At 68.2% G+C, this 19,180-nt stretch carries 23 protein-coding genes and 1 pseudogene; 15 read left to right on the top strand and 9 right to left on the bottom strand.

Features of this window, described 5'->3' with window-relative positions:
- Window positions 1-223: 223 nt before the first annotated feature.
- A complete protein-coding gene (locus ACV7NL_RS03840; protein ID WP_463354975.1) occupies window positions 224-937 on the top strand; it encodes a Crp/Fnr family transcriptional regulator in 714 nt (237 codons plus the stop codon).
- Between the two features lie 4 nt (window positions 938-941).
- Window positions 942-1,199: a DUF6894 family protein gene (locus tag ACV7NL_RS03835; protein ID WP_463354974.1), complete on the top strand. Its 258-nt coding sequence runs from the start codon at window positions 942-944 to the stop codon at window positions 1,197-1,199.
- Window positions 1,200-1,229: 30 nt separating this feature from the next.
- Here ACV7NL_RS03835 and ACV7NL_RS03830 read toward each other — a convergent pair.
- Window positions 1,230-1,499, bottom strand: a pseudogene (locus ACV7NL_RS03830) (DMT family transporter); the annotation flags it as partial.
- 106 nt (window positions 1,500-1,605) lie between these two features.
- Between ACV7NL_RS03830 and ACV7NL_RS03825 the strand changes: the two are divergent.
- Complete coding sequence (locus ACV7NL_RS03825; RefSeq protein ID WP_463354973.1) at window positions 1,606-1,848, top strand: hypothetical protein; 243 nt, start codon at window positions 1,606-1,608, stop codon at window positions 1,846-1,848.
- Window positions 1,849-1,873: 25 nt separating this feature from the next.
- Here the strand turns inward: ACV7NL_RS03825 and ACV7NL_RS03820 are convergent, their stop codons facing one another.
- Together ACV7NL_RS03820 and ACV7NL_RS03815 are read right to left on the bottom strand one after the other, a co-directional pair.
- Window positions 1,874-2,224: a 4-fold beta flower protein gene (locus ACV7NL_RS03820; protein ID WP_463354972.1), complete on the bottom strand. Its 351-nt coding sequence runs from the start codon at window positions 2,222-2,224 to the stop codon at window positions 1,874-1,876.
- Between the two features lie 92 nt (window positions 2,225-2,316).
- Entirely contained in the window at window positions 2,317-2,514 is a 198-nt protein-coding gene (locus ACV7NL_RS03815) for a hypothetical protein (RefSeq protein ID WP_056182628.1), read from the bottom strand.
- Window positions 2,515-2,851: 337 nt separating this feature from the next.
- Between ACV7NL_RS03815 and ACV7NL_RS03810 the strand changes: the two genes are divergently transcribed.
- From ACV7NL_RS03810 to ACV7NL_RS03790, 5 genes are all read left to right on the top strand, one after another.
- Complete coding sequence (locus ACV7NL_RS03810; protein WP_463354971.1) at window positions 2,852-3,310, top strand: cyclic nucleotide-binding domain-containing protein; 459 nt, start codon at window positions 2,852-2,854, stop codon at window positions 3,308-3,310.
- Window positions 3,311-3,649: 339 nt separating this feature from the next.
- Entirely contained in the window at window positions 3,650-3,964 is a 315-nt protein-coding gene (locus ACV7NL_RS03805; protein ID WP_156376214.1) for a hypothetical protein, read from the top strand.
- A gap of 507 nt (window positions 3,965-4,471) precedes the next feature.
- Window positions 4,472-4,873, top strand: coding sequence for a hypothetical protein (locus ACV7NL_RS03800; RefSeq protein ID WP_056485483.1), 402 nt, complete (start codon window positions 4,472-4,474; stop codon window positions 4,871-4,873).
- A gap of 135 nt (window positions 4,874-5,008) precedes the next feature.
- A complete protein-coding gene (dapD, locus tag ACV7NL_RS03795; protein WP_056182614.1) occupies window positions 5,009-5,863 on the top strand; it encodes a 2,3,4,5-tetrahydropyridine-2,6-dicarboxylate N-succinyltransferase in 855 nt (284 codons plus the stop codon).
- A 109-nt stretch (window positions 5,864-5,972) separates the two neighbouring features.
- Complete coding sequence (locus ACV7NL_RS03790) at window positions 5,973-6,848, top strand: alpha/beta fold hydrolase (RefSeq protein ID WP_463354970.1); 876 nt, start codon at window positions 5,973-5,975, stop codon at window positions 6,846-6,848.
- 92 nt (window positions 6,849-6,940) lie between these two features.
- Here ACV7NL_RS03790 and ACV7NL_RS03785 read toward each other — a convergent pair whose 3' ends face one another.
- Window positions 6,941-7,795 (bottom strand): manganese catalase family protein, encoded by an 855-nt coding sequence (locus tag ACV7NL_RS03785; RefSeq protein ID WP_056485481.1) that lies wholly within the window; start codon window positions 7,793-7,795, stop codon window positions 6,941-6,943.
- A gap of 262 nt (window positions 7,796-8,057) precedes the next feature.
- Between ACV7NL_RS03785 and ACV7NL_RS03780 the strand changes: the two genes are divergently transcribed.
- On the top strand, window positions 8,058-8,669 hold the full coding sequence (locus tag ACV7NL_RS03780) for a cysteine hydrolase family protein (RefSeq protein WP_443136739.1): 612 nt from the start codon (window positions 8,058-8,060) through the stop codon (window positions 8,667-8,669).
- 3 nt (window positions 8,670-8,672) lie between these two features.
- Here the strand turns inward: ACV7NL_RS03780 and ACV7NL_RS03775 are convergent, their stop codons facing one another.
- From ACV7NL_RS03775 to ACV7NL_RS03765, 3 genes are all read right to left on the bottom strand, one after another.
- Window positions 8,673-9,332, bottom strand: a complete 660-nt coding sequence (locus ACV7NL_RS03775; protein WP_463354969.1) for an NrsF family protein — start codon at window positions 9,330-9,332, stop codon at window positions 8,673-8,675.
- Window positions 9,325-9,939 carry a sigma-70 family RNA polymerase sigma factor gene (locus ACV7NL_RS03770; protein WP_056485477.1) on the bottom strand — a complete coding sequence of 205 codons (615 nt, stop codon included), beginning with the start codon at window positions 9,937-9,939 and terminating at the stop codon, window positions 9,325-9,327. The genes ACV7NL_RS03775 and ACV7NL_RS03770 overlap by 8 nt, the downstream gene beginning before the upstream one ends.
- Before the next feature lie 251 nt (window positions 9,940-10,190).
- Complete coding sequence (locus ACV7NL_RS03765; protein ID WP_463354968.1) at window positions 10,191-10,973, bottom strand: creatininase family protein; 783 nt, start codon at window positions 10,971-10,973, stop codon at window positions 10,191-10,193.
- A gap of 435 nt (window positions 10,974-11,408) precedes the next feature.
- Here ACV7NL_RS03765 and oxlT point away from each other — a divergent pair, with 435 nt between their 5' ends.
- From oxlT to ACV7NL_RS03745, 4 genes are read left to right on the top strand one after another with little or no spacing between them, the layout of a single operon-like run.
- Window positions 11,409-12,755 (top strand): oxalate/formate MFS antiporter, encoded by a 1,347-nt coding sequence (oxlT, locus tag ACV7NL_RS03760; RefSeq protein WP_082507802.1) that lies wholly within the window; start codon window positions 11,409-11,411, stop codon window positions 12,753-12,755.
- 5 nt (window positions 12,756-12,760) lie between these two features.
- Window positions 12,761-13,525: a fumarylacetoacetate hydrolase family protein gene (locus ACV7NL_RS03755; RefSeq protein WP_056486115.1), complete on the top strand. Its 765-nt coding sequence runs from the start codon at window positions 12,761-12,763 to the stop codon at window positions 13,523-13,525.
- A gap of 55 nt (window positions 13,526-13,580) precedes the next feature.
- Window positions 13,581-14,591: a ketopantoate reductase family protein gene (locus ACV7NL_RS03750; protein ID WP_463354967.1), complete on the top strand. Its 1,011-nt coding sequence runs from the start codon at window positions 13,581-13,583 to the stop codon at window positions 14,589-14,591.
- A 28-nt stretch (window positions 14,592-14,619) separates the two neighbouring features.
- Window positions 14,620-16,170: an acyl--CoA ligase gene (locus tag ACV7NL_RS03745; RefSeq protein WP_463354966.1), complete on the top strand. Its 1,551-nt coding sequence runs from the start codon at window positions 14,620-14,622 to the stop codon at window positions 16,168-16,170.
- 76 nt (window positions 16,171-16,246) lie between these two features.
- Here ACV7NL_RS03745 and gshB read toward each other — a convergent pair whose 3' ends face one another.
- Entirely contained in the window at window positions 16,247-17,203 is a 957-nt protein-coding gene (gene gshB / locus ACV7NL_RS03740) for a glutathione synthase (RefSeq protein ID WP_056182585.1), read from the bottom strand.
- Between the two features lie 75 nt (window positions 17,204-17,278).
- Window positions 17,279-17,572, bottom strand: coding sequence for a hypothetical protein (locus ACV7NL_RS03735; RefSeq protein WP_056182581.1), 294 nt, complete (start codon window positions 17,570-17,572; stop codon window positions 17,279-17,281).
- Window positions 17,573-18,108: 536 nt separating this feature from the next.
- Here ACV7NL_RS03735 and ACV7NL_RS03730 point away from each other — a divergent pair.
- Window positions 18,109-18,321: a hypothetical protein gene (locus ACV7NL_RS03730; RefSeq protein ID WP_056182578.1), complete on the top strand. Its 213-nt coding sequence runs from the start codon at window positions 18,109-18,111 to the stop codon at window positions 18,319-18,321.
- Window positions 18,322-18,346: 25 nt separating this feature from the next.
- Window positions 18,347-19,168, top strand: a complete 822-nt coding sequence (locus ACV7NL_RS03725; RefSeq protein WP_443136738.1) for a hypothetical protein — start codon at window positions 18,347-18,349, stop codon at window positions 19,166-19,168.
- The last annotated feature ends 12 nt before the right edge of the window (window positions 19,169-19,180 follow it).

The following is a 19,180-nucleotide window of genomic DNA, read 5'->3' as shown; positions in this document are numbered from 1 at the left end:
AACCTGCCCAGCAGAGCAATGTTGCTCCTGAAGATATTATCGTGTTGTACCCGACACTTCTCCTATGTCGGGTAGTGAACACAGCGACAATCCGGGTTGTGGTCGGGACGGAACCTATCGATACTCTGTCCATCGTCTGCCGCATAATGGTGCGCAGGCGCTCCAGGAGCCCGCGCAGGCTCTCGCCTGCCCCGGTCCCGCTGCATGGATGCCAAGCCCCTCGATGTCGCCGCCCCAACACGCCACGATCCGCAACCGTCTGCTGCAGCGCCTGTCGGCAGACGATTTCGCCCGGCTCCAGCCGCATCTCCGGCCGATGCCGACCACCCTGCGCCAGAGCCTGATCCACCCGAACGAGCCGGTCACCGAACTCTACTTTCCTGAGACCGGCTACGTCTCCGTCATGGCCGACGTCGCCGGCAATCGCATCGAGGTCGGGATGACCGGGCGCGAAGGGCTGGTGGGCGCGCCCCAGGTGCTGCTCGACGGCGGTTGGGCGTCCTACCACGAGTTCGTGCAGGGTCCCGGCATGGTGCTGGCCATCGGGCGGGCCCCGTTCAGCGCGGCCGTCGCGGACAGTCCGACCCTGCGCCGGCTTCTGCTGCGCTACCTCCACACCGCGCTGACCCAGGCCCGCCAGATCGCCTACGCCAACGCCGCCTATACCCTCGACGTGCGCCTCGCCCGCTGGCTGCTGATGGGGCACGACCGCGTGGACGGCGACGAGATTCCGATCACCCACGAGTTCCTGGCGCTGATGCTCGGCGTCCAGCGTCCGGGCGCGACGCTGGCGGTGCAGACGCTGGAGGGCAACCGCCTCATCAAGGCCCAGCGCGGGCGCATCCGCGTGCTGGACCGGGACGGGCTCGTCGCCCTCGCCGACGACGGCTACGGCATCACGGAAGCCGAGTACGCGCGCCTCATCGAGGAGGCCTGAGACCATGCCGCATTACTACTTCAACCTGCGTCACCGCCCGGGGCCGCAAGGTCTGGCCGTCGACCCAGAGGGCGAGGACTGGCCGGATCTCGCCGCCGTGCGGGCGCGCGCCCTGACGATGGCCCACGACATGATCACCCGGACGCGGACGGATTTCATCCGCGACTGGTCGGTCTGCGTCTTCGAGATCGAGGATGTGGAGGCCCGTCTCGTGCTCACGGTGCCGTTCAGCGCGGTGATCCCGGAGGCCGATTACGGCTGAGCGGTCCGGCCCGCGTCGCAGACCCGGAATTCAGAACAGTGCCACCAGGGCGACCCCGAGGATCATGAAGCCCGCGCCGGCCACCCGCCACAGGCTCGCCGGATGCACCGGAAAGCCGACCCAGCCGAAATGGTCGAGCCCGATCGAAGGGACGACGCCCACGGTCACGATGATTCCCGGGCACGATGATTCCCCGGAAGGTCGCGGCCCGATGGCGGGCGAGGCGTAGAGCTGGGCCAGGATCAGCAGCACGCTGAGGCAGCCGCCGAGCCAGGCCCACCACGGCGCCCGCGGCGATCTGGCGAGTGGGGGGGCGGCATCTGCGCTTCGCCCCGCGCCCCGGCCGGAACCGTGCTAGGAAGGGCTTCGCACGCAAGGTGCGATCCTCACGGGAGGTCAGGCTGCCATGGACGTGGTCCTCACGCCGACAGGCTCTTCGGGAAGCGCCTGGGTCCTGGCGGATCGCCTGGGGCGACGTCTCGGCACCGTCACGACGTCGTCGGGCGCAAGTGGATTTCAGATCCGGCCGGAGGCGTCCGGCCTCTTGAAGGGCGTGAAGCGCGAGCATCCCTCCCTCGACGCCGCGATGTCCGCCATCGCGGACCTCGCCCAGGGAGCCTGCACGCTGGACAGCCAAGACTGGGACTGAGGCGCGGGCGCGGATTGCCGGACCCTCAGATCAGGTCGGCGAAGACACGGTCCGACCACGTGGCGGCGGCGAACCGCCCGGGCGGCGTCGGCCCGGGTTCCCCGCGTGCCGGCCTGGCCCCTCGGGGTCCCGGCGTCGTCTTCGTCTGGCGCCTGGGTTTGTCCGGCCCTCCGACCGCATCGTGCTCGAACAGGAGACACGCGCCGGTCTCGTCCGAGATCCAGCCCCTGTCGGCCCAGCCGATGAAGCGCCCGTCATAGGCGTAGACCTTGTCGTCGTGGAGGAAGGCCGCCGGCTTCCCGTTCCACAGGTAGAGCGCATGCCCGTCATGGCAGAACGCCGCCTCCTGCCCGGCCCGGTCAAAAAACTCGATCATGGCCGATTCCTGGTTTCGTGGTCCACGCTTCAGGAGCGTCGCGTGTCGGGAGCGTCGCGTCCGGGTTTTCCATCAGGCCGGCGCCGTCCGGCTCAGGCGGCCGTGGCCGTTCCCTGAAGGTCCGCCGCGGCCTCGACCTGGATCAGAGCCGCCACCGCCTTGCTGAGACGGTCCTGCATCGCCGCCTCGGTGAGGAGCGGAAAGGCCGATTCCAGGGCGCGGGTCGCCCCGATGACGGCGGCCTTCGCGGCCGATAATCCCGACACGGTTCTGAGTTCGATGATGGGCATGGGGCATCCTGTGACGCATCGACTATGCGCCCCCGCGACGCATTCACCTAACCCCGATCGCGAACCGGCGTGAGAATCCCTTCCCGCCCCGGGCGGCGGACCGAAGGCCGGGCCGGCATTCAGAGCCCTGGCGGGGAGCGGCGGGGCATGGTGGCGCTCCCCGGCGACGCGGCGACCGCCTGCTCCGGTTCGGCGCGCAGGGGCTGCCGGCGTCCGATGTTTCCCGTGAAACACCGGGCGGCGGCGCCTCGCGCGCGCCATATCGTCGGGCCGGCGTCTCGGTTAAGCTCCACCCGCAATCCCGTGGCGCGGCCACGCAGAACAGCAGGGACATCCGATGGGGCTCGACGACGACATCGCGATCCTGAGTGCCGCGCCCCTGTTCGGATTCATGGCCCGGGACGCGCTGCGCCTGCTCTCCTTCGCCGCCGAGCGTCGCAGCCTCGGCGCGGGCGAGCGCCTGTTCGCCCAGGGCGAGCGCGCCGATGGCGGCTTCGTGGTGATGTCGGGCACGCTGACGCTCACCCCCCGGGGCGCCCGCGCCGAGCCGGTCATCATGGGGCGGTCGAGCCTGATCGGGCGTCTCGCCCTGTTCCAGCGCGGCGAGCGCCCCTGCGATGCCGACGCGACGCGTGACGCCGAAGTGATCCGCATCACCCCCACGCTGATGCGCCGGGTGCTGGAGGAATTTCCCGACGCGGCCCGGGCCATCCACGCCGATCTGAGCCAGGATCTCGCGGCCTTCACGACCGATCTGGTCGGGCTCGGCGACCGGTTCGACCCCATCACGCCCTGACCCTCTTTCTATCCCGGTCATGCATCCGGCCGAGGGGTTCGCGGCCGGGCGTAGGCTCGCGGATGCCCCGTTCGCGGAAGCCCGCTGCGTCTCTCCCGCAAGGCGGACCCATCGTCCGATCCAAGAGCGGGGCCGCCGAGGCGCGCGTGCTCCGGCACACCGGCAGACACCAAAAATTCGCTGCGCCCGGAACCGAAAGCGCTCGTCAGGCTATATCTCCGGTCAAAGGAGGATCGTTATCAAATCCAGGTCCGACAAAAGGCTTGATGGCCTGTGTCGAGTATCTTAAAAGTCTGTTGTTTCATTGGTGATCATCAATCAAGTTGAGGATTCGCTGTCATGAACGTCGTAAAAGCAGCCGTAATGGGTCTTGTCGCCAGTGGTTCGCTCTGGCTCGTGGTGCCCGCACAGGCGCAAGAGAGCCTTCAGTCTTCTCTCTTCGCGCGCGATGCCTCTCATTCCTCCAATGTCCGGGCGATTCAGGCGCGCAGAGACCAGCATGCGGCCAACGTTGCTGCGATCAACGGTGATTTTGGCGCCGCCCGGGCATACGCGCATGCGGCCGATGTCCGCCAAGTCCAATCCGACCGCGATGCCCGGCTGGCGCATCGCGCCGATCGCGCCGCCCGCATCGAGCGCGCTTTCGGAGACTGAGAAGGCGGGCGGTGCCGGATCGCCGGTCTGACAGAGGCCCCCGATCCGCACGCCCCGGCCATGCCTCTGCCGGCAACCGCGATCGCGGTTGCCGGACTGGAACGACGCTGCGGATCGTCCGATGCCGTGGTTCGGACCGCGTCGGGATTTTTCGCGTCGGCGTACGCCATCCGGCCGGGCGGCGACCGTCGGGCCGACCCGCTCGAACAACCCGGCGTGCGAAACCCGCATTGCTCTCACGCCGCAATCGCCGAAGAGGCACCTGAGACCCCAAGAAGCTTCCGAAACCCCGAGAAGCTCCTGCGCCCTGGAAGGCTGGCCGACATTTCGCGGGTCGGAAACCATTTGTCATCGAATCCGGTCCAGGCTCGCGCGGCGTAGATTCGGCGCGCGTGAGTCCCCGGCCTCGGCCCTGGGCGGCGCGCCCAGACCCGGTGCTCGGTCGGAGCCCGGGTCCGCGCCGGGCGAAGGGAACAGGCGATGGCGGAGCGCCAGGATGAACGACCGATGGGGCGGGGAACGCGGGCGGCGGGCATCGCCTTCTTCACCACAGCGGTGCTCGGCGCGGGCTACCTGATCTACGAGCAGTCCACCCGCCTGCTGGTCTGCTACGAAACCAACGCCACCCTGTCGGACGACGCCTACGTCGACATCATGATCCGTGACATCGTCAAGAACGGCGATCACGGCGGCCGGTCCTATGCCAGCAAGCTCGCCTATCTGGAGGACAAGACCGCGTGCTGCACCATCGAGCGGGTGCCCAGCGCCCTGATCGAGGGGCGGCCGGTCAAGCGCGAGGTCTCGGTCTCGGCCCGGTACTTCAACACCACCATGCAGGACTACTTCTTCATCGAGCGCCGCTACGACGCCTGCGGCCATGCCAGCTCCAAGCCCATGACGGCGGGATGACGACGGGGGTATGAGGCCACGCCGGATTTCGCCGGCGACACGCCGTTCTTGGACGGCGACAGGAAGGTGACAGGCCGGACGGGCTTTTGTAAGCACGGGACCCGTCCCGAACGCCGCTTCCCGGAAGACCGCCCCATGTCGCACGCCGCGTCCCCCACCGACCTCGCCGCCACCATCGAGACCGCCTGGGAGGAGCGCGCCACCATCGACACCGGCACCAAGGGCGCCGTGCGCGAGGCCGTCGAGGAGGCCCTGAACCTGCTCGATGCCGGCAAGGCCCGGGTCGCCGAAAAGGTCGGCGACGACTGGCAGGTCAACCAGTGGCTCAAGAAGGCGGTGCTGCTGTCCTTCCGCCTCAACGACATGGAGATCATCCACGGCGGCCCCGACGGCGCCACCTGGTGGGACAAGGTGCCCTCGAAGTTCGAGGGCTGGAAGAAGAAGCACTTTCGCGAAGCCGGCTTCCGGGCCGTGCCCGGCTGCGTCGTGCGTCGCGGCTCCTACATCGCCCCCGGCGCGGTGCTGATGCCGAGCTTCATCAACCTCGGCGCCCATGTTGGCGAGGGCACCATGGTCGACACCTGGGTCACCATCGGGTCCTGCGCGCAGGTCGGCAAGAACTGCCACATCTCCGGCGGCGCCGGCATCGCGGGCGTGCTCGAGCCGCTCCAGGCCAATCCGGTCATCATCGAGGACAATTGCTTCATCGGCGCCCGCGCCGAGGTGGCCGAGGGCGTGATCGTCGGCGAGGGCAGTGTCCTCTCCATGGGCGTCTATATCGGCGCCTCGACCAAGATCATCGACCGCACCACCGGCGAGGTCATGTACGGCCGGGTGCCGCCCTATTCGGTGGTGGTCTCCGGCACCACGCCCGGCAAGGACCTGCCGGACGGCAGCCCCGGCCCCGGCCTGTATTGCGCCGTCATCGTCAAGCGCGTCGACGCCGGCACCCGCTCGAAGACCGCCATCAACGAGCTGCTGCGCACCTGATCCGGCGCGGTGCGCGGTCCGGGGCGTCACCCGGTCGCGTGCCGGCGCGGTCGGCGAGGCCCCATCTGGGGCCGGTGATATCGTCCCGCATGCGAGGAAGAGGCGTACGATGATCGACCCGGCCCATTCCGCCCGCAGCTTCGCGCTGAACTTCGCCGGGCGCCGCGTGCCGACGCCCTACGACGTGGTCGGCAACGGTCCCGACGCTCTGCTGCTGCCGGCCCTGTCGTCGATCTCGGCCCGGGTCGAGATGCGGGCACTGGCCAAGGACCTCGGGCACAGCCACCGCTGCCTCGTGCCGGACTGGCCGGGCTTCGGCGACCATGTCCGCGCCCGGGTGCCGATGAACCCCGCGACGATGCACGCCTTCCTCGACGCCCTGCTGGAGGCCGCGCCCGGTCCCTACGCCCTCGGCATCGGCGCCGGTCATTCGGCCGGCTACCTCGTGGCCGCCGCTCGGCGCCATCCGCACCGCTTCGAACGCCTCGTCCTCGTCGCCCCGACCTGGCGCGGGCCGCTGCCCACCGCCATGGGACCGGAGCGCAAGGGCCTGTTCGCCGGCCTGCGCCGGGCGGTGGAGCTGCCGCTGCTGGGCGACGCCCTCTACCGCATCAACATCAGCCGGCCCGTGATCGGCCGGATGATGCGGGCCCATGTCTATGCCGACCCGGCCCACGTCACCCCGGGCATCATCGCCGACAAGCACGTCATCACCCGCCAGAACGGCGGCCGCTTCGGAACCGCCGCCTTCGTCACCGGCGGGCTCGACCCGTTCGAGTCCCGACGGGACTTCCTCGACCTGTTCGAGGCCCCCGGCCTGCCGCCGATCCTGGTGCTGCGGCCGGAGCGGGCGCCGCGCCGCTCCGGCGCCGAGATGGACGCGCTCATCGCCACCGGCCGGGTCGCCCGGGCCTCGGTGCCGGGCGCGCTCAGCCCGCACGAGGAGTACCCGGGCGAGGTCGCGGCCGCGATCCGCGCCGCCTGACGCGACGCGGGGCCGAAACCGCGCGACCGTGACACGACCTTCACCGTATACCAGGGCCTGGATCGCCCTCGTATACCAAGGCCGTCGGGGGCTCACATCTGCTGGGTCTGGGCGCCGCTGTCGGGCCGGGCCGGACCGAGATTCGGCACTTCGCCCATGGGCTCGTTCTGGACCACGGTGAACTCGCCCTTGCCGTCGAGCGAGGGACCACTCGTCCAGCGCCCCGCCGGCGGCGGCGAGCCGTCGCGGGTGGTGGCGAAGAAGTTGTAGTTGAACTTCTCGTGCTCCTTGCTCTGCGGAAAGCTGTTCGGGATCGGCAGGTTGCCTTCGGCGCCGCCGAGTTCCTCGATGACTGCGAGCCACTGCTGCTGGTGCATGGTGTCGCGTGCGATGAGGAAGTGCAGCATGTCCTTCATGCCGGCATCATGCGCTGCATTGAAGAGGCGCACCGCCAGAACCCGGCCTGTCGTCTCGGCGGCGACGTTGCAATACATGTCGGCCGCAAGGTTTCCGCTGGCGTAGACATGGCTCATGTCGAAGGGCACGCCGTCGCAATTGGCCGGGTAGGCGGCCATGCCGGTCGACAGCACGTGCCGATGCAGCATGCCCTCGATGGTATGACGGGGGTTGCCGCCGCCCATCACGGCACCGACGACGCCGTCGGCCGCGCCCTCCTCCTGCAGCGTGGTCGGTGCGGTCTCGAGATTCATCGCCACGGCGGTGGCCAGCATCTCGATGTGGCCGATCTCCTCGGTGGCGGTATTCAGCAGCATGTCCCGGTACTTGGTCGTCGGTCCGCGCGCACCCCAGCCCTGGAAGAAGTACTGCATGCAGACGCGGATCTCGCCCTCGATGCCGCCGATCGCCTGCTGGAGCATGCGCGCGAAGATCGGGTCCGGGCTGTCGACCTTCACCGGATATTGAAGGCGCTTATCATAGTATAACATGCGGTAATCTCGCCATGCTCGAACAAAGAGAGCTCGCACGTCATGATGACGGCGATGCGAAGCAGGTTCATACGGAGGCATTGGCCGCCGGATACCCCAAGAACCGGAAAATTCACCAGGTGTTCAGTTTTTTCGCGCGTGCATTTTGTTGCACAACGCGATGGATTTAGCCTGAGGGACAGGAGAAATTCGTCGAACCGACCTGGAATGCCACGGTTGTCCGAGAGGGCAGAATCGTGTCGGCGCTGGAGCCGGGGAGGACATCGTGAGCGAATGGCGTGCGCGCCCCGGCGCATTGGGGCGGACCTGCCTGCATCTGTGCGTCGACATGCAACGCATGTTCCTGGAGACAACGGACTGGCACACCCCCTGGATGGTCCGGGTGCTGCCGCGGGTGGAGCGCCTCGTGAAGGCGCATCCGGATCGGACCATCCTCACCCGCTTCATCCCGGCGCGGCACCCCGGCGAAGGGCGAGGAACCTGGGCCGGGTACTCGCAGCGCTGGGCCTCGATGACCCGGGACCATCTCGCACCGGGGCTGATCGACCTCGTGCCGGAACTCGCGCGCCTCGTCCCGCCGGCCGAAATCCTCGACAAGACGGTCTATTCGCCCTGGCTCGGCACCGATCTCGATGCGCGCCTCCAGGCCCGGGGCATCGACACCCTGGTGATGACCGGCGGTGAAACCGAGGTCTGCGTGCTGGCCAGCGTGCTCGGCGCCGTCGACCTCGGCTACCGGGTCCTCATCGTCACCGACGCCCTGTGCAGCTCCTGCGACGAGGCGCACGATGCCCTGATGACGATGTATCACCGCCGCTACGGCCAGCAGGTTCATCCCGTGACCACCGAGGAGGTGCTTCTCGCCTGGACCTGACGCTCAGCCGCGCGCCAGCAGGCGCCCCCCGGCGAGGCTGTTGGCGCCGATGACGAGGCCGACGACCACGAGATGCAGGGCGAGGTCCGTCGCCGTGGCGTCATGGGGATGGAACGGCACCAGCAATGCCGCCGCCGCCGCCGCCGCCGAGAGCCCGGCCAGCGCCGCCGTGAGATTGGGGCGTAAGGGGCAGGCCCGTCGCAGCATCAGCACGAGCCCGAGGGAGAGCGGGAGCGAGACGGTGAGCAGGAAGACGAGGCATCCGCTGGCTTCGGGCAGGTCCGGAGCACCCGTGCCAGGGGCCACCCAAGCGCGCAGGCAGCCCAGTCCGCTCGCGCCGATCCAGAGGGCCGCCGGTGCCAGCGGCAGCGTCGCCCAGGCCCATGACCGCCCCGGCACGCTGGTCTGGAAGGCGGCGAGCGCGGCCGCGACGGCAGTCAGCACGGCGCCGAGTGCAGCATAGCGCAGATCCGGAACCGCCATGCGCGTGCGAAGGGCGTCGAGATCCGCGAACGGCATCAGCGCCAGACCGAGGGCGAGGGCCGCCGCACACCAAGTGAACGCTCGGAATTCGGGTGCGGGCAGGGGCCGGACTGGGGTCAGGCCTCGCGCGAGGCTGTCCACCAGGACGTCGTGCGGGATGGTGTGGGCGCGCTCAGACATCGTGTGTTCCTCGCTCCCGAGCGGCGGGATCCGGTTTCGGTCGGCCCAGATCGGCGGAGTCGGGTCCGAGGGCCAGGCGCAGGGCCTTCAGGGCCCGGTGCAGGTTGACCTTGAGGGCGCCCTTGCTGCGCCCCGTCAGCTGCGCCGTCTCGTCGAGGCTTCGCTCCTTCAGGGCGAGGTGCTCCACCGCCTGCCGCTGCCCTTCCGGGAGTCCCGCAACCGCCCGGGCCAGGATGCGCGCGCGGTCCCGCGCCTCCAGGCCCTGGCCGGGGGCAGGCCCGCCGTCGGTCTCGGCCTCGTAGGCGACCGGATCATGGATCTCGCGGGATCGCCGACCGGCGCGACGCATCCCGTCGATGGCGCGGCGCTGTGTGATGGCGCGCAGCCAGGGCAGGAAGGGCCGGGCCGGATCATAGGTCGCCCGAGCCCGATGGATGGTCAGCAGCACATCCTGCACCACGTCGTCCACCGCCTCCGGTCGGACCCCCTGCGCCCGCGCCATGCCGGCGATCACCGGCAGACAGTCGTGCAGCAGGCGGCGATAGGCCTCGGCATCGCCGGCCTGCGCCGCCGCCATGGCGGCCGAGAGCGTCCGATCCTGAGTCATGCGCTCTGGAATTCCATGATCCTCCGCCGGGCGCCGCCGGGCTTCGGTCCAGCCAAACCTCTCCTCGGCCCGCGATGCGGAGCCATCGGGCCGATCGGGTCCGGCCAGGACTGCAAATGCCACGGAATGAAATCCGGCCATCGGGTGAACTCCGCGATCCGGGATGTCGCGCCTCTCATGTCAGGCTTCTTCGCGCCGGGAGCCGGCGCGGTTACCGCCCGCAGGGGCGAGCCCCGGGTCATGGCCGAGATTCACTGGGCAAGACGAAAGCGGTCGACGTCGCGCAGGAGTTCGAGGAAGGCACGGGCTCCATGATCGAGGGCGCGAGCGCCGGCCTCCGCCGTACCGAGGCGGGCATCGCCGATGGCACCGGCCGGGTTGAGGTCCTGTGCCTTCCAGGCAAAGGCCGCGGGGCGACCGGCACGCAGATGCGTGAAGGTTTCAGCCATCGCCACGGTGCGCGGGGTAAAATCGGCGATGTGGTTTCGCCGGACCAAGTCGGGCCGTAGCGCCAGCATCAGGGCGGTCTCAATGCCGCCGCCATGGATGCCGTGGCGGATTTCCGCCTCGGGAAACAGTCCGTCGGGGTAGCCGAAGCGGCTCCAGGCCGTGGTCACCGCCACCATGCCGTGCCGCCCGCGCAACGTCCCGGCCACCAGATCGATCAGGCCGCTGTTGCCCCCGTGAGAGGTGACCAGAACGAGTTTTTCGCAGCCGGCACGCCGCACCCCATCGCCGATGCTTGTCCAGGCCTCCAGGGCGGTGCCGGTGTCCAGGGTCAGGGTTCCGGCAAAGCCATCGTGCTCGTCGGACTTGCCGATGGCCTGAACCGGCAGCAGCAGTACGTCGAGCTCGTCCGCCGGGAGGGCGGCGAGATGGGCCAGATAGCCCTCGGCAATGATGGTGTCGGTGGCGAGCGGCAGGTGCGGCCCGTGCTGCTCGATCGCCGCGACGGGCAACACCGCGATGGCCTGCCCCATGTCACGGTTCCGGATCTCGTTCGTCGTCAACTCGGCCCAGTGGCGTATCGGCATCCTGGCATTCCCCCGGCGAGGCGATCACCCCGCCACGTAACCCTTGGGTGCCACGGATCTCACCTCCGATCCACGGGGCCTCATCCACCGGGCCGCCGCCGCTGGGATCGGCCGAATGCCAAGGGCTGGCGCACGCGAGCGCTCCGCGCGGATCCCATTCCCAACGATTCTCGAAGCCTCTCCCGAAGCCCACGCAAGACCCTTCTCCAATGATGGAACAGGCTTCCGCTGCTGCGTCGCAAACAGAATTAATGCGCCGCAAGAGAAGGATGGAGGCTGCGCCAGTGTCCGCCAGCATCTCAAATTTTTTGGATGCTTAACCCAAAAATTTTGCAGGCGAGCCCGAGGGTTACGCGAGGTATAGATCCTTGAATTCAAAATAACTGCCGATAAAACCGAACACCATAAACCAGAGTTGAGCCGAGGAAGACGCCTATGACCGCGCGTAGTGCTGCGCCTGCTCCCCAGGGAGCGACGTCGATCACGCCCGCTGAGGCTCACGCCGCTCGGGTGGGGTCATCGACCAAGGTGGATGCGCCGCCACTGGGCCGCTGGGGACAGCTGTTCCTCGGCGTGCTGTGCATGTCGATGATCGCCAACCTACAATACGGCTGGACGCTGTTCGTCGATCCGATCCAGCAAAAGTTCGGCTGGGAGCGCACCGCGATCCAGTGGGCTTTCACGATCTTCGTGGTGATGGAAACCTGGCTGGTTCCGATCGAAGGCTGGTTTGTGGACAAGTACGGCCCGCGCCTCGTCACCATCTTCGGCGGCGCCCTCTGCGCGCTCGGCTGGGTGATGAACTCCTACGCCGACACGTTGACCATGCTGTACGCGGCCGCCGCCATCAGCGGCATCGGAGCGGGCGCAGTCTACGGCACTTGCGTCGGCAATGCCCTGAAATGGTTTCCTGATCGGCGCGGCTTCGCTGCCGGCCTCACCGCTGCCGGTTTCGGCGCGGGCTCGGCCCTCACGGTGATCCCGATCGCCAACATGATCCGCGATTCCGGCTACCAGCACACCTTCTTCGTGTTCGGCCTCGGCCAGGGCCTCATCGTCATGCTGGCGGCTTTGCTCCTCGTCTCGCCGAGCACCGCCTTCAAGGACCGGATGCTCGCCGGTCGCACCGCGACCGTGAACACCGTCACCCGCCGGCAGTACTCCACCGCCGAGATGGTGCGGACGCCGGTCTTCTGGCTCCTGTACCTCATGTTCGTGATGATGGCGGCCGGCGGCCTGATGGCGGCGGCGTCCCTGGCGCCCATCGCCAAGGACTTCAAGGTTGCGGGCGTCAACGTCTCCCTCATCGGCATCACCCTGCCGGCCCTGACCTTCGCGCTGACCATCGATCGGGTGCTCAACGGTGTGACGCGGCCGTTCTTCGGCTGGGTCTCCGACAAGATCGGCCGCGAGAACACCATGGTGATCGCCTTCATGATCGAGGGCGCCGGCATCCTGGCACTGGGCATGTTCGCGCACATCCCGATGGCCTTCGTGCTGCTCACCGGCCTCGTGTTCTTCGCCTGGGGCGAGATCTACTCCCTGTTCCCCGCCACCTGCAGCGACACCTACGGCGACAAGAACGCGGCCGCCAATGCGGGCCTCCTCTACACCGCCAAGGGCACCGCCGCGCTGCTCCTTCCGATCCTTCTCATGATCCAGGCCAAGACCGGTTCGTGGCAGAATGTGTTCTACGCCGCCTCCGGCATGGCGTTCCTGGCCGGCTTCCTCGCACTCTTCGTGCTGAAGCCGATGCGCGCCCGGTTCATTGCCCGGAGCTGATGCAGATGGCCCGATGGCTCCGCTACATCCACGACGGCGAGAGCGGCTTCGGCCGCCTCGACGGAGGAACGATCGCCGTCCACGAGGGCGATCTCTTCGCTGACCCGGCGCCCACCGGTGCGACGCTGCCGCTCGCCGAGGTCACTCTCGATCTGCCGTGCCGGCCCTCGAAATACATCGCCCTGTGGAACAACTTCCACGCTTCGGCCGAGAAGCAGGGCCTCACCCGGCCCGAGGTGCCGCTCTACTTCGTGAAGCCGGCGAGCTGTTATCTGGCCAGCGGGCAGACCGTCACGGCGCCGGACGGGGGCGGGCGGTTGCTGTTCGAGGGCGAGCTTGGAATCGTGATCGGCCGGCGCGGCCGCGACCTCACGCCGGAGGCGGCGGCGGCTCACATCTTCGGCTACACCTGCGTGAACGACGTGACCGCTCTTGAAGCCCTGAAAGCCGATCCGAGCTTCACCCACTGGACCCGGTCCAAAGGCTACGACGGCTTCGGACCATTCGGCCCGGTGATCGCCACCGACCTCGATCCCGAGGCCCTTGAGGTCGCAGTGCGGGTCAATGGGCGCGAGCGGCAGCGCTATCCGCTGGCGGACATGATGCGCCGACCCGCCGAGCTGGTGGCCGAACTCTCCCGGGGCATGACCCTGGAGCCCGGCGACCTCATCGCCTGTGGGACCTCGGTGGGCGCCGGGCCGATCCCGAAGGGCGCTACCGTCGAGGTTGAGATCGCCGGCATCGGCATACTGTCGAACGGGTTTTCGTGAGACACCCGACTCCAACGAACCGGACGCGAACCGAACAGGCTTCAAGGATACCCACATGAGCATCGCGATCGTCGGCGCCGGCGCCATCGGAGGATTTCTCGGTGTGCGCCTCGCCCATGCGGGCGAGGACGTCACCTTCATCGCCCGAGGCGCCAACCTCGACGCCATCCAGCAGAACGGGATGCGGCTGATTGAGGAGAACGGCTCCGAGATTCACGTGACGAACCTCAAGGCCACGAAGTCGATGGCCGAGGCGGGAAAGCACGACATCGTGCTCCTCACCGTCAAGGCGCATCAGGTCGGTCCGATCGCGGCCGACCTCCATCACCTCATCGGTCCCGACACGATGGTGGTGACGATGCAGAACGGCATCCCGTGGTGGTACTTTTCGCAAGGTCACGGCGGGGACCTGACGGGCACCCACCTGGAGACCGCCGATCCGGGCGGCCTCATCGCGAAGCATCTCGATCCCAGGCACGTCATCGGCTCCGTCGTCTACCCGGCCGCCGTGCTGACCGAGCCAGGCGTGGTGCAGGTGGTCGAAGGCCACCGCTTCGGCCTCGGCGAACTCGACGGCTCGATGTCGCCGCGTGTGCAATCGCTGGCCCAGACCCTGATCAAGGCGGGCTTCCGTGCGCCGGTGACCAGCGATATCCGGGCGGAGATCTGGCTCAAGCTCTGGGGCAACCTCAGCTTCAATCCGATCTCGGCGCTCAGTCACGCCACCCTGGTCGACATCTGCCAGTTCCCCGAGACTCGGGCACTCGCCGCCGACATGATGCGCGAGGCGGAGACGATCGCGAACCGCCTTGGCATCACCTTCAAGCTCGGCATCGAACGGCGCATCGCCGGCGCCGAGAAGGTTGGCGCCCACAAGACCTCGATGCTGCAGGACGTGGAGGCGGGACGCCCGATCGAACTCGAGGCCCTGGTCGGCTCAATCATCGAGCTCGGGCGCCTTACCGACACCCCGACCCCGCATATCGGCACCGTCTACGCCCTGATGCGCCTCCTCTCCCAGAGCCTGGAGCGGGCGCAGGGGCGCCTCTCCATCATGCCGGCCTGACCCCCAAGACATTCGAGGACGCTTCGCCATGGCCGAGACTTCCCACGCACATCCCGCCGCCACCACCCTGCACGCCCTGATCCAGGCCGGCGCCGCGGACGCGACCGCCCTGTCCAGCCCTGGCGGCGTGCCCCTGACCTTCGGCCAGCTCCGCGGCCTCACGGACCGGACCATCGCGGCCCTGAATGCACAGGGCCTCGGCCGGAACGACCGGGTCGGCATCGTCCTCGACAACGGACCTGAAATGGCGGCCGCCTTCATCGCCATCGGGGCCGGGACCACGGCCGCTCCCCTCAACCCGAGCTACAAGGCCGACGAGTTCACGTTCTACCTTTCCGATCTCAACGCGAAGCTCCTCGTGGTTGCGGACGGCTCCGACAGCCCGGCCATCGCGGTCGCTGCCCGTCTCGGCGTGCCAGTGGTGCGCCTTCGCCCGACCCCTGAGGAAGGGGCCGGCAGCTTCACCCTGTCGTTCGAGGGGGCCGGGGCTTCGCCTGCCGCGCAGGGTGGTCCGGCTCACCCGGACGATATCGGCCTCGTGCTGCACACCTCCGGCACCACATCGCGCCCGAAGATCGTGCCGCTGAAGCAGTCGAATGTCTGTGCTTCGGCCCGCAACATCCGCACCACCCTGGCCTTCACGGCCGAGGATCGCGGCCTCAACATCATGCCGCTGTTCCACATCCACGGGCTGATCGCCGGCATCCTGGCCCCGCTCTCGGCCGGCGGTCAGGTGTCGTGCACGCCGGGCTTCAACGCCCTCAAGTTCTTCGGGTGGATGAGCGAGGTTCGCCCGACCTGGTACACCGCCGTGCCGACCATGCATCAGGCGATCCTTAGCCGGGCCGCACGCAACCGGGAGGCCATCGAGGCCAACCCCTTGCGCTTCATCCGGTCCTCCTCATCCTCCATGCCGCCCCAGGTGATGAAGGAAATCGAGGAGGTGTTCGGCGCTCCCCTGATCGAGGCCTACGGCATGACCGAGGCCTCCCACCAGATGGCCTCCAATCCGCTGCCGCCGCGTCCGCATTACGCCGGCTCGGTCGGCCTCGCGGCCGGCCCCGAGATCGCGATCGTGGACGAGGACGGCGAGCCGATGCCCGCGGGCGAGACCGGTGAGATCGTCATCCGCGGCAACAACGTGATGTCCGGCTACGAGAACAACGACAAGGCCAATGCCGAGGCCTTCACCAAGCAGGGCTGGTTCCGCACCGGCGACCAGGGATCGCTGACGCCCGAGGGCTACCTGTCCATCACCGGGCGCCTCAAGGAAATCATCAACCGGGGCGGCGAGAAAATCTCCCCGCGCGAAGTCGACGAGATCCTGATGGACCATCCGGCAGTATCGCAATGCGTCACCTTCGCGATGCCACATGACAAACTGGGCGAAGACGTTTGCGCCGCCATCGTGCTCCGCGAGGGCCAGCACCTCGCCGAGAAGGAACTGCGCGGCTTCGCCTCGGAACGCCTCGCCGCCTTCAAGGTGCCGGCCAAGATCCTGATCCTGGACGAAATCCCGAAGGGTGCTACCGGCAAGCTCCAACGCATCGGCTTGGCCCAGAAACTCGGACTGGTCTGAGTCCGAGGACCACAAAGCACACGACCCGGGCTTGCCCGGGTCGTGTCGTTTTAAGACAGCCGAGTGTGAGCGCCCGTCAGGCGGACAGGACCGTGCCGACGCGGCCCTCGATTGCGTCCCACACAGAAACCGCCAAGTCCGGCCCGCCGAGGCGCTTGATCGCCCGGATACCTGTCGGCGAGGTCACATTGATTTCGGTCAGGTTTCCGTCGATGACGTCGATCCCGACCAGGATCAGGCCTCGGCGCTTCAGTTCCGGACCAATGGTAGCGCAGATCGCACGCTCGCGCTCGGTCAGGTCGGAGGCCGCCGCCGCCCCACCCCGCACCATGTTCGAGCGGATATCGTTGAGGGCGGGCACCCGGTTGATGGCACCCATCGGCTCGCCATCGACCAGGATGATGCGCTTGTCGCCCTCGGTGATGCGCGGCAGGAATCGCTGCACCACCCACTGCTCGCGGAAGGTGACCGAGAACAGGTCGAACATCGAGCCGAAATTCGCGTCCTCGGGCAGGACCCGGAACACCGCCGCGCCGCCATGCCCGTGGAGGGGCTTCATCACGATGGCGCCGTGCTCGGCCCGGAACGCCTCGATCTCCGCCTTATCGCGGGTGATCAGGGTGGGCGGCATCAACTCGGGGAAGTCGAGGACGAACAGCTTCTCAGGGGCGTTGCGGACCTCGGCCGGGTTGTTCACCACCAGGGTGCGTGGATGGATGCGCTCCAGCATGTGTGTGGCGGTGATGTAGGCCATGTCGAAGGGCGGATCCTGGCGCATCAGAACCACGTCGACACTCGACAGGTCGATGCGTTCGGGGGCGCCCAGGTTCGCGTGTGCGCCCTCCACGTCCTGTACCGTCAGGGCCTCGACCCGCGCCGTCACGGCATTGCCCTGCATCGACAGGCGGTCCGGCGTGTAGTGCAGGAGCCGGTGCCCGCGCGCTTGGGCTTCGAGCAGGAGCGCGAACGTGGTGTCCCCGGCGATCCGGATCGACTGGATCGGATCCATCTGCACCGCGACGGTCAGGGTCATGCTGTCAAACCTCTGTCTGGGAACGGACACCGTCGATGCCCGTCCCGACCGTGATGCGGCGTGCCGGACGGCACCTTACTTCTGGGATTTTCCACCGCTACGGCGGTCATAGTCGCCGATGGCGGCTTTGCACTCGGGGGACAGCCGGGAGCGGTTGCGATCCATGCAGCGCTCCGCGTCCTGGCTGTTGGGATCGACGCCGGCGCAGAGGCGGAAGTAGTCGTTGGCACATCCGAGCTGAAGCCCCTGGTCCTCGCGCTGGGCCTGGGCCGGGCTGACAGCCATCATCAGGAGCGCGAAAGGCGCCAGGCTCAGGGCCGCTTTGAGGCCCCGGTTCGGGCTTGAGAGTCGGGAGATAACCACGCGCATCCGGCGGTGTCCTTCAATCGGAAATGAAATGGCGTTGGGGTGATGGGCGTTCGCGAAAAGTACGACCGTTCGATCGGAAGCGACACGGCATATCGGGCGCGACCCGCCCTTAGCAAGCGCCTCGACCGCCGCGTGTTCCGTGCGTTCGCTCCCGGATCGATCAGGGCCACTAAAGATCCGCGCATGGTCCGCCGAACAAAAAAAGCCCCGCTCGCCGGGCGAGCAGGGCCGAGTACAAGGGAGGAAATGCCCGCCATGGGCAGTCCCGGGGGTGCAAGTCGCGGGCCATACGGACGAAGTGGCTCCGTTGCCTGGAAGCCACGCTGGTCCGGTCCCCTCATGGCCAGTCGGGGAAGACGGTGTTGGCGGCAGCATCGCAAGGTTCCGTTAACCACCCCATGCTGATCTCTGCCGGCACCGCCGCGATACCGGAACGGCCCGGATGCGGTGAGGGCAGGCCTGATGACGGCTCGCTTCAGAGATCGAATGGAATCGGAACCAAGCCGATGAACTCTCCCCGGATGAACGCGCCTCGGATGAACGTCAAACGGTCGCCCGAGACGGGCGGCACCGAGCGCCATCCCGAGCGCCAGACAGCCCAGGTGGTGCCCTTCGCGGGACCTGCCCGCCGCTTCCGGCGTGCGGACGCGGATACTCCGCGCGGTGCCATCCTGCTCTTCACCGGCATCCGCTACGAGCGCATGCCCGAGCCGGACGCGCCCGCCCCGCGCCTGCGTCGTCGTTCCTGACCACGAACTGCTCCGTTCCCGGAGGATGCCTTTGTTCCGAACCGGATGCTTCCTCGCGCGACGGCCGCGCTCCCGGCATCTGACGCCCCTCGCGATCCTGGTGCTTCTGACCGGTTGCGCGCAGCAGGGCGATTTCGGACGTCCTAAGGCCGGCGCCTGGAACAGTCTGGTCGAGACCACCGGAACTCTGGCCGCGCAGGAACGCGAGGAGCCGGCCTCAACCTTTCCGTTCACCGACGAGGAGCGCACCCTGCGCGACCGTGCCTGGCGCTTCCTGATGCCTGCGGCTGGGCACGAGGCCTTCACGGACGCCCTCGCCAACCTGACCCGCACCCGTGTGCTGCCCCCGTCCTGGCGCACCGATGATCCCGCGGCCTACCACGATATCCTGATGGCGGAGGCCTTCCGCTCACCGGTCTCGCGCTACCGGCGGCTGTCGGAGGATATCGGCGCCGATGCGCGGCTGATTCCGCAATTCGTCGCCCTGGCCGTTCGGGTGAAGGAGGCCGATGCCTTGCGCCTTCGCAGCCTGCCCTTCGCCAAGAGCCTTGACGACGGCGATGTGCGCCAGGCCGCCATGCGAGTGGCCGAGAACCGCTGCCTGATCGCCTGGGTTCGACTTGAGACCCGACGGCGCGCCGGGCGCTACCGCTACGCTCTGGAGCATTTGGTGATCGAGGCGCCGGGTCCGGAGCTCACGGCCGTGGCACAGGCCCTGGCGGCCCTCAACGGCCGAAATCCCCTGCTCGACCCCCTGGTGCCCCCGGAGGCCGAGGCGCGATGCGGGCTCCTGCCCGAGGTGACGGTCGAGGTAGCGGCGGCAAAGCCGATCGTCGCCAAGTACTGAGCAGGTCCTGGG

The organism is Methylobacterium sp. Ger2507 (assembly GCF_055231875.1).
Note: the sequence above shows the minus strand (reverse complement) of the source record. Positions and strands in the feature narration are given on the sequence as shown.